This window comes from Allostigmatella hybrida (assembly GCF_020103775.1).
Taxonomy (GTDB): Bacteria; Myxococcota; Myxococcia; order Myxococcales; family Myxococcaceae; genus Hyalangium; species Hyalangium aurantiaca.
Map to the genome: position 1 here is coordinate 12667 of NZ_JAHXBH010000023.1, position 13790 is coordinate 26456.

Consider the following 13790-nt stretch of genomic DNA (forward strand, 5'->3'; position numbering starts at 1 on the left):
CGTGGCCTGCTGGGCGCTAGAGCAACTGCACGTTGCCTCCGAGCGAGGCGACGTATGTCGTCCCACCCGAGTGCACGACCGTCGTCCCGAAGAACGACCGGATCCCACTGCCTTTCGGCGCGTCGAGTGTAAAGCTCTGCGTGTTCTGCACGTTGTGCAGCGTCCCAAAGGGGCCGTGGGTCTTGCCGCGCGCGGTCTTGAAGGTGATCTGCGCCACCTGCTCCATGCCGAAGTACGTGCCCGTGAAACCGGTGAGCGACACGATCGCGTCGCCGGTGAGATCGATCGTGGTGGCGTTACCGCCATTGCCTCCCTGGAAGGGCGCGGAATTAGCGCCATAGCTGGGTTGAAGGGCGTCGATGATGTCGCCGGAGCGAACTAGGAGGCTCGTCATGGGCCCCCAGCCACTGACCGTGGGCAGATTGTCCCAGGCCGCTCCCGGTCCTCCCGCAGGGCCAATGGGGCCATAGGGCATCCCCGCCTGGAACCAGTCCAGGATGAGCTTGCACCGGATCGCTGACAGATCGCGGCTCGCCGGCATGTGCAGCGGCTGGCTCATGTCCAACCCGAGGACACGCTGGATCTTGTCGCGGTTCCCCACGACCCCTTCATAGGTCCACAGCTGGAAGCGGCCCATGATGGGATAGAGCATGCCGTATTGCCGCAGGATGTCCCGGATGCCGTTGGTCCATGAGGGCGTGCCCCTGATGGGATTCTGTTGGTAGATCTGAACGCTGACGAGATCGTCGGGATCCTGGTTGTAGTCCGCGACCGTGGGGGAGAACGTGTAGGAGGTGAAGTAGACCTGCCCGTCGACGTGGCCGCGTGGATTGCCGGGATCCTGGCCGGTGAGCGTGACGGTGGCTTTGCCTCCGTTGATCGCCACCACGTTCGAGGAGAGGACGAGCTTTCCCGGGGGCGTCGAGATGTTGTTCGCGTTGATGCCATTGGTGCCCGACGTCCCCAGCGTGCCGAGGGTGTAGTCGGCCGCCGCGCTCGGGCTCAGCGTGTTCAATTGGATCTTCCACTGGTCCGTCCCGTCCACGCGGCCGAACTTGCGCACGTAGAGATTGACGGTCTGGGTCTCACCAAGCGGGAAGCTGGACGTGGTCTGCATGCCCGGGTTCATTCGGAAGAGGAACTGATCCGCGCGCATGCTCAGTCCCTCGGAGTTCTCCTCCAACAGGGTCTGGGTCACGGGCTTGCCGTTGACGGTCGTGGTGCTTTGAAGGGCGATCGGGAGGTTCGCGAGGCTCTTCGGGTCCACGGAACCGAATTGGGTGACGGTCAGCATCCCGGAGCGCTTGTCGATGAAGTCCGGATTGGCGTAGTCGATCGACGGGACGAAGGTCGTGTATGTCTTGCTGTCTCCGGAGCCCGTGTAATAGGCGAGCGACAACGTCCCGAGCTTCTCGGCCCACAGCGGCCGTCCCGGCAGCCGGACAGGCAGCGAGTTGGCGAGGTCGATGGTCAACGAGGGCGTAGTGCTCTGGAGATTGAGCTGGGCTTGGGCCCACCACGCGGCGGGAGTTGACCCCTTGGGCGGCGGCGCCAGGGTGCGCGCCGGGACGGCAAAGGTGGGCTCGTCATCCAGGCAGGGCCCGATGGAGCCCACGAGCTTTCCATAGTTGAACTCATGGAGCGGCTGCTCGGGCAGCGGTTGATTGGTGCTGTAGTCGATCCAGGGCTGATAGGGCTGCTGGGTGGCGGCCAGGATTGCCGGACCGTACTGCTGCGCCGTGCTCTGTCCCAGGAGTTGTTCGAGCAGGTTGTTGACGTAGGCCATCGTCGGGATGAAGCCCCGCCCCGGAGGCACGGGATTTCCGTCCGCGTCGAGGTTCATCACGTATTGCTGGAGGCTCGTGATCTGGTTCAGGACACTCTGGGGGACGCCCTTCCCCAGCATCGTCTGGAACGTCGCGCTGGTGAAGGCATAGAGCTGCGGGCCGTTGTTGTGGGCGCTGACCACCATGCGAATGGACAGGCGGTTGGGCGAGGCCTTCTGGAGCGCCTGGAGGACCGCCGAATTGCCAACATTCCATTTCAGGTTGGTGAGCGTCGATTGGTAGACGGCGGAGCCGCTCGCGGAGTTCCGTGGGGTATTGGGGCCCTGCGAGTTGCCCCAGATGCCGTTGAACGCGATCGGCGTGAAGACCCCCTGGACGTAGGCGCCGTCGAAGGTGCCGATCATGACGGTCATGCCCCAGATCTCACTGCCGTTCTGCTGCATGGGATCCAGGTCCACCAGCTTGGGCGGAGAGCTGGTGTACAGCGCCGTGACCGAGGCCCCCAGCAGGGAGTCGCTGGTGGCGCTGGGGGCATCGAGGGTGGTCACCGTGCATTTGAGCAGATCGAAGATGCTGTCGCCCTTGGGCTCCCAATAGAGTTCGATGTTCTTCGGCTTGAGCGAGTCTTCGTCGTAGTTGTCCGGGTTGTAATTGTTGGGCGTGTTGTTGATGGTGGCCGGCGAGGCCTGGAACTGCCCGGAAAAATTGATGCGAGGTTGGTCGAGGTAGCTCATTCTGGTCTCCTCTTAGGGGTTGTTGAGGTAGGCGTTGCAAGCGGTGGGCAAAGCGCCGTTCTCGCACCCACCCGGCATCTGGACTTCGTCGAAGAGATGGCTCAAGCCCACGGGCGGCAGGTTCTGGCTGTCGCTGGGGCCCGACATGTTGTGGCAGCTCAAGCAGTTGTAGGGGTTGCTCACCGCGGCGACGCCGTTCTGAACGAAGGTCTCCATGGAAGTATTGGCGGCGGACAGCGAGCCTGCCTGCGCTTGCAGGTAAGGCGGCATGGTCTTTCCGGTGGTCCACACGTTGCCAACGAGTTCGTAGTTGGCCCAGACCTTGTTGATGAGGGTGGGGTTGGCCTGGATGAGCGACTGGACGCTGCTGTTGATGGCGTTGATGGCCGCGGTGCTCTCGGCGAGCATCTGCTGGGTCTTCTCCTGGCAGGCGAACTGGTTGGGGTTGACGCTGCAGTTCTCCCCTCCGGGGAAGACGCCCGTGGCCGAGTCTCCCTGCGGGTGCATGCGGCAGACCTGGGCCGGTTTGCCCACCTCATAGGCATTGAGCTTACAGTTGGTGCACTGGGGGTTGTAGAAGTTCCACGCGCCTCCAAGGGGCGGCGAGGCCGAGGTGTTGCTGCAATCGGGCGCGTTGTTGCGGTGCTCGAACGTGGCCCAGAGCATCGCCGGGAAGTCCGGGGTCTTGGCCACGATGTGCATGCCGGTCAGCCCCAGGCTGACCTGGCGGCAAGGCGAGTTCTTGTACTGAATCAGGCCGGGGACCACGTAATAGAGGCCCGAGGCCACCGCCGCGTCATCGAGCACCATCCAGCTCGTCTTGAGCTCGACGGCGGTATCGGGGAGGGCCAGGTTCGGATACTTCGAGATGAGGTCGATGCCCTTGTTCCCGGGCTTGAGGGGGCCCGCGCAGTTGGCCTTGTAGAGCTGGCAGGACGTGAACATGGCGTAGACGCTCTGGTTCACGGACATGCCGTAGTAGACAAAATTGCCCTTCGGATCCATGAGGGGCTGATCGGCGCCGGCCTGCTTGATGATGTCGGTGTAGAGGCGGGGCGTCTTGCCGCCCGTGATGGCAAGATTGGGTTGGATGTTGCAAGAGGTGGGCGGCTCCTGGCCCCAGGGAGTCGGCGTCCCATCCTTGATGAAGATGCCGTAGGAGGGCATCCACGTCTCGAATTGCAGCATGTTGGAGCCGCTGCTGACCGGCTGGACGAGCGCGAGCAGGGACTGCCACATGAACTGCTGGAAATTGCAGCTCGACTGGTTGCCGGGCACCTCGCTGGGCAGGGTGGAGCTGGTGAGCCAGGAGGAATCCGCCGCGCACGCGCTGGCCGCGGCAGAGACCCTCGCCACCCGGTCTGAAGGCTGTACCGCCTCGGTGCCGGACTTCGCAGAGCAAGCCACGAGGCCCAGGGAACACAACGCCATGAACAATACGGGAAGCGGTTTGTAGGGCACGGACTTCTCCTGTGGGGGGTTCCGCCGAAAGAGGGACCTGGTGTCGCCTGGGGAGCTTACTGCCATTCGTCCACGAAACACCGCCAAACGGCGGCCCGATCGCATTCGCCTCCGCGAAGCAGCCCAGGGAAGAACCCAAGCAATACAAAGGTATTGACCTAAGTATTGAAAGGGACCATGGTCTCTTTCATGGCGCCCCAAGCCCAGCAACTCACCCGCGTGTTCCAGGCCCTGGCCGACCCCACGCGGCGCGCGGTGCTCGAACGGTTGAGCACGGGTCCCGCCGCCATGAGCGAGCTGGCCCGGCCCTTCCAGATGGCGTTGCCGTCGTTCGCCCAGCACCTGAACGTGCTGGAGGACTGCGGCCTGGTGCGCTCGCGCAAGCGTGGGCGGGTGCGCACCTTCCAGCTCGCCCCCAAGCCGCTGGAAGACGCACAGGACTGGCTGGCCCAGCAGCGCGCGGTCTGGGAGCGCCGTTTGGATCAGCTGGATCAATACCTCGATGAACCCTGGGAGAACGAACCATGACCGCCCCCCTTGCCTATCAACCCGATCCGAAGCTCGACCTGGTGCTGGAGCGTGTAACGGAGGCTTCGCCCGAGCGGGTATGGCTCGCGTGGACCCAGCCCGAGCACCTGAAGAAGTGGTTCGCTCCCCGGCCGTGGACGACCGAGGCGTGTGAGGTGGACCTTCGCCCCGGCGGCATCTTTCGCACCGTGCTGCGCTCTCCGGATGGGAAGGACGAATCCCGCACCACCGGGTGCTACCTGGAGGTGGTGAAGCACCAGAAGCTCGTCTGGACCATCGCGCTCGAGCCCGGCTTCCGTCCGGCCAAGCCCTCCGGGATTCCCATTTTCACCGCCGCCATCCTGCTGGAGCCCCGGGGCAAGGGAACGAAGTACACCGCCATCGCGATGCACCAGGACGCGGAGGGCGCCCAGCGCCACGCCGAGATGGGGTTCCACGAAGGCTGGGGCACGGTGTTCAACCAGATGGCCGAGATCGCCCAGGCGCTGTAGCACGGACCCGGCTCAGACGAGCCCCAGGCGTTTGGCCAGCCGCCGCAGGTTGGCGCGATCCAGGCCCAGCTCCCGGGCCGCGGAGGCCCAGTTGCCCTGGTGCCGTTCGAGGCTCGCGCGGATCTGCCGGCGCTCGAAGTGCTCCACCGCCTCACGGAGGTCCCCCACCGGGGCCTCCTCGGGCCCGGGCAGAGGCTCCGCGCGCGGCGGGCCCGCCGGCGCTCCGTGGAGCGCGAAGTCCTCCGCTGACAGGGTAAGGATGCGGCTGTCATCGCGGCGCTGCCCATAGGCCCGGAGCGCGGTGCGGGCCACCAGGTGCTCCAGCTCCCGCACGTTCCCAGGCCAGGCGTAGGCACACAGCGCGGCCTCCGCATCGCTGCTCAGGCGCAGGCTGCGCAGGCCCAGGCGTGAGCGGTTCTCCTCGAGGAAATAGCCCGTCAGCAGCAGCACGTCGGTGCCGCGCTCGCGCAAGGCGGGCACGCGCAGCGGAAACACGCTGAGCCGGTGATAGAGGTCGGCCCGGTAGCGCCCCTGCCGCACTTCCTCGGCCAGGTCCCGGTTGGTGGCGGCCAGCAGCCGCACGTCGATGCGGTGCTCCCGGTCCGAGCCCAGGCGCTGCAACTGCCCGCTCTGGAGCACGCGCAGCAGCTTGGCCTGCACCGGAAGCGGCAGCTCGCCCACCTCGTCCAGGAGCAGCGTGCCCCCATCGGCCAGCTCGAACTTGCCGCGCCGGTCGCTCACCGCCCCCGAGAAGGCGCCCACGACGTGGCCGAAGAGCTCGCTTTCCACCAGGCTCTCGGGCAAGGCGGCGCAGTTGAGGCTGACGAGCGGCCGGTGCGCGCGGGGTGAGGCCGCGTGGAGCGCCTGGGCCACCAGCTCCTTGCCCACCCCAGTCTCTCCACTGATGAGCACGCTCAGCGCGCTGGCGCCCACCAGCGCGATGTCCTCCAGGAGCTTGCAGAAGGGCTCGCTCTGGCCAATCAACGTATGGGGCCGCTGCCCGGCCGCCAGACGGTAGGTCTCCGCCCGCTGGAACTCGCCTTCGGCCCGCATCACCAGCCGCTCGATGCGCTGGGTCACCCGCACGGTGGCCGCCGCCAGGCTCGCGAAGGCCTGCAAGGTGCCCAGAGCCACGGGGGCCAGCCGCCCGGGGGCCAGCGCGTCCAGGGTCAGCAGGCCCCACACGTGCTCGTCCACCAGCAACGGGCAGCCCATGCAATCGTGGACCTCAAGGTCGCCGTGCGCCCCCTGCACCAGGCCGTCGTAGGGGTCCGGCAGGGCGCTGTCGGCGGGAAAGCGCGTCGGCGCCATGTTGGCCAGCAGCACCTGGAAGCGGGGATGCTCGCTCACCCGGAAGCGCCGCCCCAGCGTGTCCTCCGAGAGGCCGTTGACCGACAGGGGGACCAGCCACTCGCCTTCCAGGCGCAGCAGCGCGGCCGCATCGCATGGCAGCAACAGGCGCAGCGCCTGCAGCAGCCGCCGGTAGCGCTCCTGTTCGGGCAGCTCCCGCGACAGGTCGTCCACCAGGGGAATGAGCGCCTGGAACACCGGCGAAGAAGTCATTGTGACCGCCGCGAGTCCATTTGACTCTCAACCCCCCAGGTCCAATTGACCTGAGCCTGAGACAACCCCCTGATTTTCCAACGGTCCCGGGTCGGCATGGAAGCTGCTCTATCAAAGCACGGAACACGGCGAGGGGCAGCCCCGCCCAGGCCAAACCCTCTCGACAGGAGACCCCCATGCTCAGCGCTCCGTACCGGAACATCCTCAAGTCCACCGTGCCCTTGCTGGAGAGCGGCGGGGAGGCCCTGACGACGCACTTCTACCGCATGATGCTCGGCGAGTACCCCCAGGTCCGGCCGCTGTTCAACCAGGCCCACCAGGCGAGCGGTGCGCAGCCCCGCGCGTTGGCCCACGCGGTGCTCATGTACGCGCGCCACATCGATGAGCTGGAGAAGCTCGGCGGCCTGGTGACGCAGATCATCCAGAAGCACGTGGCCCTGCAGATCCTCCCCGAGCACTACCCCATCGTGGGCACGTGCTTGATGCGCGCCATCCGCGAGGTGCTCGGCGAGCAGGTGGCGACCCCCGAGGTGATGGAAGCCTGGACCGCCGCCTACGAGCAGCTGGCCACCCTGCTCATCGCCAGCGAGAAGCAGCTCTACGACGAGAAGGCGCAGACGCGTGGCGGCTGGCGCGGCGGGCGGATGTTCCGCGTCGTCCGCAAGGAGAAGGAGAGCGAGGAGATCACCTCCTTCTACCTGCGGCCCGAGGATGGCGGCCCCCTGATGCCCTTCGCCCCGGGGCAGTACATCGGCATGCGGCTCTTCATCGACGGCGTCGAGTTGCGCCGCAACTACTCGCTGTCGGCGGCGGCCAATGGGGAGTCCTACCGCATCAGCGTCAAGCGCGAGCCCCAGGGCAAGGCCTCCGCGTACCTGCATGAGCGGGTACACCCCGGCGACACCCTGGAGCTGTTCCCGCCCGCGGGCGGGTTCACCCTGCGGCCCAGCACCAAGCCCCTGGTGTTGATCAGCGGCGGCGTGGGCATCACCCCGACGCTGGCCATGCTGACGGCCGCCCTGCCCCAGGGCCGGCCCATCCACTTCATCCACTGCGCGCGCAACGCCCGCGTCCACGCCTTCCGGGAGTGGGTCGACCGTCAGGCGCAGGCCCATCCCCACCTGCGGCGCTTCTACTGCCACGCCGAGGCCACCGAGGGCGCGGCCCCGCCGGACGCGGTGGGCCTGCTGGATCGCGAGCAGCTGGCGCGGTGGCTGCCCGCGGAGCGGGACATCGACGTCTACTTCCTCGGGCCCAAGCCGTTCATGGCGGCCATCAAGCGCGCGTTGAAGGAGCTGGGCGTCCCCGAGAACCAGTGCCACTACGAGTTCTTCGGGCCCGCGGAGGCGCTGGCGTGAGAGAAGCCGGTGAGCTGATTCAGGGGCGCGCGGACGGGGCCGGGCGCCGCAGCAGCCGGGGCCCCACCGCGCACGTGGGCAGCAGCACGCACTTCGCGCAGTTCTCCACCACGGGCTGGGCCGGGCACACCCCGCTCATCCCGTAGTGGCACAGCGCGAAGTCGTACCGGACGGGGTCCGCCGCATCCAGCAGCCGCAGCGACGCCGTCACCTCCTCCGCCGTGCGCCAGCTCAGGTCCGTGCGCCGGGTGAGCCCCAGGTGCTGGGAGATGCGCCCGATGTGGGTGTCCAGCGGGATGACCAGCGCGGACGGGGGCACCTGCTTCCAGATGCCGAAGTCCACCGTGTCCGGCCCGCGCACCATCCACCGCAGGTAGAGGTTGAGCCGCTTCGCGGCCCCCGCGCCCAGGGGCGAGGGCAGCAGGTGGTGCAGGCCCCGCTCCGGGCCCAGCGCCCGCCGCAGCGGCGCCATGGGCACCTCCCGGAGCGCGGCCGTGAAGTGGCTCAGCGCCCCGTGCACCGTGCCGTGGGCCTCCCGGCCCTGGACGAAGAGCGCCTCCAGGCTTCCGTGCTCCCGGAGCACCTGGCCCATGCCCAGCAGCAGCACCGCCACGTCCGTGCCCACGTTGAAGCGGTACACGAAGCCATCGAGCAGCTCGCGCGCCCCGTCCACCGTCAGCGCATGGACGAACGCCGCGGGCGAGGCGCCCATGCGGCGCAGCAACCCGTCCACCTTGGGGCGGAACAGGTCCGCGCGCCCATAGGCCAGCGAGGCCGCCAGCAGCGCGCTCACCTCGATGTCGCGCGGATGGGCATAGCGGTGCGGGAACTCCACGGGGTCGAACCCCATCCGAGCCCGCGTGTCCGTGGACGCCAGGAAGGACTCCAGGAGCGGACGCAAGCGCCCGGCCGCCTGCTCCGACAGTCCCTCCCCCCGGGAACGCTTGCCCACGCGTGAAACGCCCATGGTCCCGTCAACAACCCCGGGCCGCCGCTTCATGCCCTTCAGCGGGTCAGCTCGCGCGCCGCGTGTCCCAGCTCCGGAAGAATCAGCGCCTCCAGGGCCAGGCGCACCGCCTGGGGCGAGCCGGGCATCACGAAGACAATCATCCCCTGGTACGTCCCCGCCGTTGCCCGCGACATCATCGCCGCGCTGCCGATCTGCTGGAACGAGAGCGCCCGGAACAGCTCCCCGAAGCCGGGCAGCTCCTTCTCGAACAGCCCCCGCAGCGTCTCCACCGTGGAGTCCCGCCGGCCGATGCCCGTGCCCCCGTTGAAGAGCACCGCGCGCGCCCCGGCCTCCGCCGCCTCGGCCAGCGCCGCCCGGATCGCCTCCGGCTCGTCCTTCACGACCTTGTAGCCGCAGACCGTGTGGCCCGCCGCCTCCAGGCCTCCCCGCAGCGCCTGCCCGCTCTCGTCCCGCGCCGCGTCCCGGCTGTCCGAGCACGTCACGACGAAAGCGCTCACGTGCGCGGGGGCGTGGGCCTTGTGCTCCCGCTCCGCGTGTGAGTGCCCGTGCCCGTGCCCTCCGTGGGGGTGGTGGTGGGTGTGACCGTGGCTGTGGCCATGCTCGTGGCCGTGGCCGTGCTCGTGGTCATCGTGGTCGTGGCCCTCGTGGCCCATGGGTCGCCCTTTCCTTCGTTCCAGTGGACGTTATTTCGCCCAGGGGTCGTCGATGACGAGCTGTCCGTCCTGCACCTCGACGGCCACCACGGGCTGATCGTCCGCGATGCCCGGGGACGTCTCGTTCTTGCCCGTATCCATGTCAAAGCCGACTTCATGGCAGGGACAGATGACCAGGTTGTCCTCGAGGCGGCCTCCCGACAGCAGGCAGCCCGCGTGGTTGCACCAGTCATCGAGCCCCTTGTAGCGCCCGTTGATCTTGGCGACGCACACGTTGCGGTTTCCCACCTCGTAGCCACGCATCTCCTTCTCGGAGAAGTCCGCCGGCCCCAGCTTGATCTTCATCGGCTTCTTTATCCCTTCGGACGATAGGTTCCCCCTCCTGCCGGGCAGGGGGGGTTGACCTTCTACCCCGGGAGGGCCGGGCCGGGGAGGCCCCTCTTTTCTTCACGATGTCACCCTGCGCCCCCGCGTCTTCCGGATTACCTTTCCCCCCGTGACTCCGCCCGACAAAGATTCCGTCATCCAGGTGCTCCGCAACCTCTCCCTGCTCCTTCAGCTCAAGGGGGAGAACACCTTCAAGGTCCGCGCATACGACACCGCGGCCGACCGCCTGGCGGGCACCTCCCACGACCTGAAGGCCCTGGTCCAGGACGGCCGCCTGCAAGAGCTGCCGGGCATCGGCCAGGGGCTCGCCGAGAAGATTACCGAGCTGGTCACCACCGGAAAGCTGGGCTTCTACGAGGAGCTGAAGGCCGAGTACCCCCCGGGGCTCCTGGAGATGCTGAAGCTCCCCGACGTGGGGCCCAAGAAGGTCATCGTCCTGTGGAACGAGCTGAAGGTGGGCAGCGTGGCCGACCTGGAGCAGGCCTGCCGCGAGGGCCGCGTGCGGGAGCTCAAGGGCTTTGGCGCCAAGAGTGAGGCGAAGATCCTGGAGGGCATCGCCCTGCACCAGCGCGCCCAGGGCAAGCGCAAGCTCCTGGGGGACGTGCTGCCCACGGTGGACACGCTGCTGGAGCGGCTGAAGGCCGTGCCTGGGGTGGTGCGCGTCAGCCCGGCGGGCAGCGTGCGCCGCCGCGCGGAGACGGTGGGCGATGTGGACCTGCTGGCCTCGGCGCCCGAGGCCGGGCCGGTGCTCGATGCCCTGGCCAACGCTCCCGGCGTGGCCGTGGTGTTGGGCAAGGGGGAAAGCAAGTGCTCCGTGCGGATGACCCAGGAGGACCTCCAGGTGGACCTGCGCGTCCTGCCGGACGAGGACTTCGCCACGGCCCTGCACCACTTCACCGGCTCCAAGTCCCACCATGTGCGCCTCCGGGGGTTGGGGCAGGACCGGGGGCTGAAAATCAGTGAGTGGGGCGTGCACCAAGCGGATGGGACCAAGCTGCCCGTGCCGGACGAGGCGGCGCTCTACCGGCTGCTGGGCATGCAGTACGTCCCGCCGGAGCTGCGCGAGGACACCGGCGAAATCGAGGCGGCCCTGGCTGGAACGCTGCCCGAGGACCTGATTTCGCTGGAGGACGTGCTCGGCGTGGTGCACTGCCACAGCACGTGGTCCGACGGAAAGCACTCCCTGGAGGAGATGGCGCGCGCGGCCAAGGCGATGGGGCTCCAGTACCTCACCGTCACCGAGCACAGCCAGACGTCCATCTATGCCGGCGGACTCAAGGAGGATGACCTCAAGCGCCAGTGGGAGGAGATCGACCGCGTGAACGAGGCCGTGCCCGGCTTCCGGCTCCTCAAGGGCATCGAGGTGGACATCCTGGAGACGGGCGCGCTCGACTACAGCGACAGCCTGCTGGAGCAGCTGGAGGTGGTGATTGGCTCCATCCACATCCGCCACAGCATGAACGAGGACCAGATGACGAAGCGGCTCCTCAATGCCATGGACCGCCCGGGGCTCAACATCCTCGGCCACCCCACGGGCCGCCTCATCCACGAGCGCGACCCGTACCCGGTGCGCATGGAGGAGGTGCTCGACAAGGCCGCCGAGCGCGGGGTGGTGGTGGAGGTGAATGGCAAGCCGGCCCGGTTGGACCTCAAGACCGAGCACGTGCGGCAGGCCATCCAGCGCGGGGTGAAGCTCGTGGTGAGCGCCGACGCGCACAAGAAGGAGGATCTGCGGCACCTGGCCTTCTCGGTGGCCACGGCCCGCCGGGGCTGGGCGCGCAAGGGGGATATCCTCAACACCCTGCCCGCCGACCAGTTCATCTCCAAGCTCAAGGCCCTCCGGCTGCAGTGAGCCTCCGTTTTCCGGTGGCAGCCCTCTAACCTGCTCCCCTCCTCTCATGAAGGAAGGGGTGACACATGATTCTGCGGATGCTGTGGAGGCTCAACGCGCTGATCCTCGCGTTCCTCGTGGCGTGCAGCGGCATACCGAGGGTCCCTGTCGTCGAGGACAACGGCCAGGGCGTGGTCATCGTCCACATTCCCCGCACGGCGGACCTGCAACCCGTCGCCTTGGAGGAGGAAGAGTTCCAGCAGGCCATGAGGCAACTGGCGCGCGAGGTGCGGCTGACAGGCACACCGCGCCAGACGGCGGAGAGGATGTTTCAGATCGATCCCCAGAGCGGTAATTACCTCTACCTGCCGAGGGATAGAAAGCTGGTGCCAATGGGGCCGGGCGAGCCCTGGGACGGCACGTTGACGAAAACGGACCTGGAGACGGCGGAGCGCTACCGGGTCTGGTGCCAGCGTGTGCACAACTTCTACGGGGACTGTCTCGGGGGCGCGCTGGTGGGAGGGCGCTACCTGGACATGCACGGCCGCTATGTCTGGGCGCTGGCCCTGAGCAAAAGCCCGGTGCTGGACGAGATGAAGAAGGCGCTGGGCGGGATGGTGGAGTTCCGGGCGCTCATGAGCGCGGCCCTCTTCACATTTGGCTACATGCTGGTGATCCTGGCGCTCAATCCCGTGGCGCCGGCGCTGGTGGCGGTGGTGGGTCTCGGAATGCTCCTGTACGTGGGCTACGACACCATCCACAACCTCGTGATGGGTTGGCTCGAATTGATGGACGCGGTGAAGGCCGCCACCTCCTTCGAGCAAATTCGCGATGCGGGCGAGCGCTTCGGGAAGAGCATCGGGCGCGAATCAGCGCGCGCGTTCGCCATGCTGCTGATGGCGGCGATTGGACGGACGGCGCATCAATTCGCGGCGAGGGTGCCGACGCTGCCCGGTTCGGCGCAGGTAGCCATGCAGGCCGAGGGTCAGGCCGCGATCCGGTTGCCCGCGCTGGGGGCGGTGGAGGAGATCGCACTGACAACCGAGGGCGTCAACGTCACGATGCCCGCAACCGCGGTGGCGATGGCGGCACGGGGCGGTGGCAGCAAGGCCACCTGTGTCGAGACGCACCACATCGCCACCATCTGCAACGACAAGTCCACGGCTCGCGGTGGCCAATGGACACCGCGCTTCCGTCGCATCTTTGCGAGAGCGGGGATGACACTGGATGATCCGGCGAACAGGATGCCTCTGCTGGGACACTACGGGCCGCACCCCGAGCGGTATCACCAGATCGTCCACAAGGAACTCGCCGATGCAACGGCCGCCTGTCGCAGCGTTGCCGCGTGCCGTGCGAGGCTGAAGGAGGCCCTCAAGGAACTGGCGAAGGAAATCGCCACCCCAGGAACAGAGCTGAACCGAATCATTACCCGGCAGCCACCGCGCTAAAGGGAGCCCATGAGCACGCGCTTTTTCGAACTCGCCGACAACGTGAATGTGCCGCACCGCTGGGACCTTGGCACGCCAACGGACAGCCGGGGCGGGCAGATAGATGACAGGCCGTTTACGTGCGGAACACCTGTCCACAGCACGGATGGCCGCTTGAGGATCCCGGTCGAGACCGCAGGCAAGCCGCTGGACTTCACGGAGGCGGGCGTTGGCCTCCCAGTGGTCCATGTCCGGGTCGCATCCATGTTCGCAGAGCTGGCCCCGGAGGATGTGCAGCTGCTCCCCGTGGATGTCGAGGGCCACCCCGATCAGTACCTCATCCTTGTTGCCAGACGCCGCATCCGCTGTATCGACGAGCAGGCGTCCCGAATCCGGCTCTGGACTCACGAGAACGGCATTCCAGAAATGGTCGGTCAGTATGCCTCCGTGCGTGACATGCGCATCGACAAGACCAAGGTGGGGGGCGCCCAGGTGTTCCGGTGCGAGGGGTGGACGGTCCCGCTGATCGTCTCCGGGGAGATCAAGGACGCCTTGACGGCCATGGGCGCCACGGGCGTGAGATTCGAGGAGGTCTAAGCT

12 protein-coding genes are annotated in these 13790 nt (G+C 67.4%); 6 read left to right on the forward strand and 6 right to left on the reverse strand.

The genetic code is table 11. The annotated features are described in order from the left end of the window. Positions 1-16: 16 nt before the first annotated feature. Positions 17-2521, reverse strand: coding sequence for a jacalin-like lectin (locus tag KY661_RS27170; RefSeq protein ID WP_225412996.1), 2505 nt, complete (start codon positions 2519-2521; stop codon positions 17-19). A 12-nt stretch (positions 2522-2533) separates the two neighbouring features. After that, complete coding sequence (locus tag KY661_RS27175) at positions 2534-3952, reverse strand: hypothetical protein (RefSeq protein WP_225412997.1); 1419 nt, start codon at positions 3950-3952, stop codon at positions 2534-2536. Between the two features lie 207 nt (positions 3953-4159). On the opposite strand from KY661_RS27175, the gene KY661_RS27180 reads away from it, so the two are divergent. After that, positions 4160-4510, forward strand: coding sequence for an ArsR/SmtB family transcription factor (locus KY661_RS27180; RefSeq protein WP_225412998.1), 351 nt, complete (start codon positions 4160-4162; stop codon positions 4508-4510). After that, positions 4507-5001 (forward strand): SRPBCC family protein, encoded by a 495-nt coding sequence (locus KY661_RS27185; protein ID WP_225412999.1) that lies wholly within the window; start codon positions 4507-4509, stop codon positions 4999-5001. Before KY661_RS27180 ends, KY661_RS27185 begins: the two co-directional genes overlap by 4 nt. A gap of 12 nt (positions 5002-5013) precedes the next feature. Here the strand turns inward: KY661_RS27185 and norR are convergent, their stop codons facing one another. After that, positions 5014-6564 (reverse strand): nitric oxide reductase transcriptional regulator NorR, encoded by a 1551-nt coding sequence (norR, locus tag KY661_RS27190; RefSeq protein ID WP_225413000.1) that lies wholly within the window; start codon positions 6562-6564, stop codon positions 5014-5016. Between the two features lie 176 nt (positions 6565-6740). Here norR and hmpA point away from each other — a divergent pair, with 176 nt between their 5' ends. Continuing rightward, positions 6741-7922, forward strand: coding sequence for an NO-inducible flavohemoprotein (gene hmpA / locus KY661_RS27195; RefSeq protein ID WP_225413001.1), 1182 nt, complete (start codon positions 6741-6743; stop codon positions 7920-7922). Positions 7923-7941: 19 nt separating this feature from the next. Here the strand turns inward: hmpA and KY661_RS27200 are convergent, their stop codons facing one another. The 3 genes from KY661_RS27200 to KY661_RS27210 form a co-directional block, all read right to left on the reverse strand. After that, entirely contained in the window at positions 7942-8889 is a 948-nt protein-coding gene (locus KY661_RS27200; RefSeq protein WP_225413002.1) for a TIGR02757 family protein, read from the reverse strand. Between the two features lie 38 nt (positions 8890-8927). Then, entirely contained in the window at positions 8928-9389 is a 462-nt protein-coding gene (locus KY661_RS27205) for a MogA/MoaB family molybdenum cofactor biosynthesis protein (protein ID WP_177241438.1), read from the reverse strand. A gap of 186 nt (positions 9390-9575) precedes the next feature. Continuing rightward, a complete protein-coding gene (locus tag KY661_RS27210; protein ID WP_075008189.1) occupies positions 9576-9890 on the reverse strand; it encodes a Rieske (2Fe-2S) protein in 315 nt (104 codons plus the stop codon). Between the two features lie 151 nt (positions 9891-10041). Here KY661_RS27210 and polX point away from each other — a divergent pair, with 151 nt between their 5' ends. From polX to KY661_RS27225, 3 genes are all read left to right on the forward strand, one after another. After that, on the forward strand, positions 10042-11784 hold the full coding sequence (gene polX, locus KY661_RS27215) for a DNA polymerase/3'-5' exonuclease PolX (protein WP_225413003.1): 1743 nt from the start codon (positions 10042-10044) through the stop codon (positions 11782-11784). Between the two features lie 65 nt (positions 11785-11849). Then, positions 11850-13211, forward strand: a complete 1362-nt coding sequence (locus tag KY661_RS27220; RefSeq protein WP_225413004.1) for an AHH domain-containing protein — start codon at positions 11850-11852, stop codon at positions 13209-13211. Between the two features lie 9 nt (positions 13212-13220). Then, positions 13221-13787: an imm11 family protein gene (locus KY661_RS27225; RefSeq protein ID WP_225413005.1), complete on the forward strand. Its 567-nt coding sequence runs from the start codon at positions 13221-13223 to the stop codon at positions 13785-13787. The last annotated feature ends 3 nt before the right edge of the window (positions 13788-13790 follow it).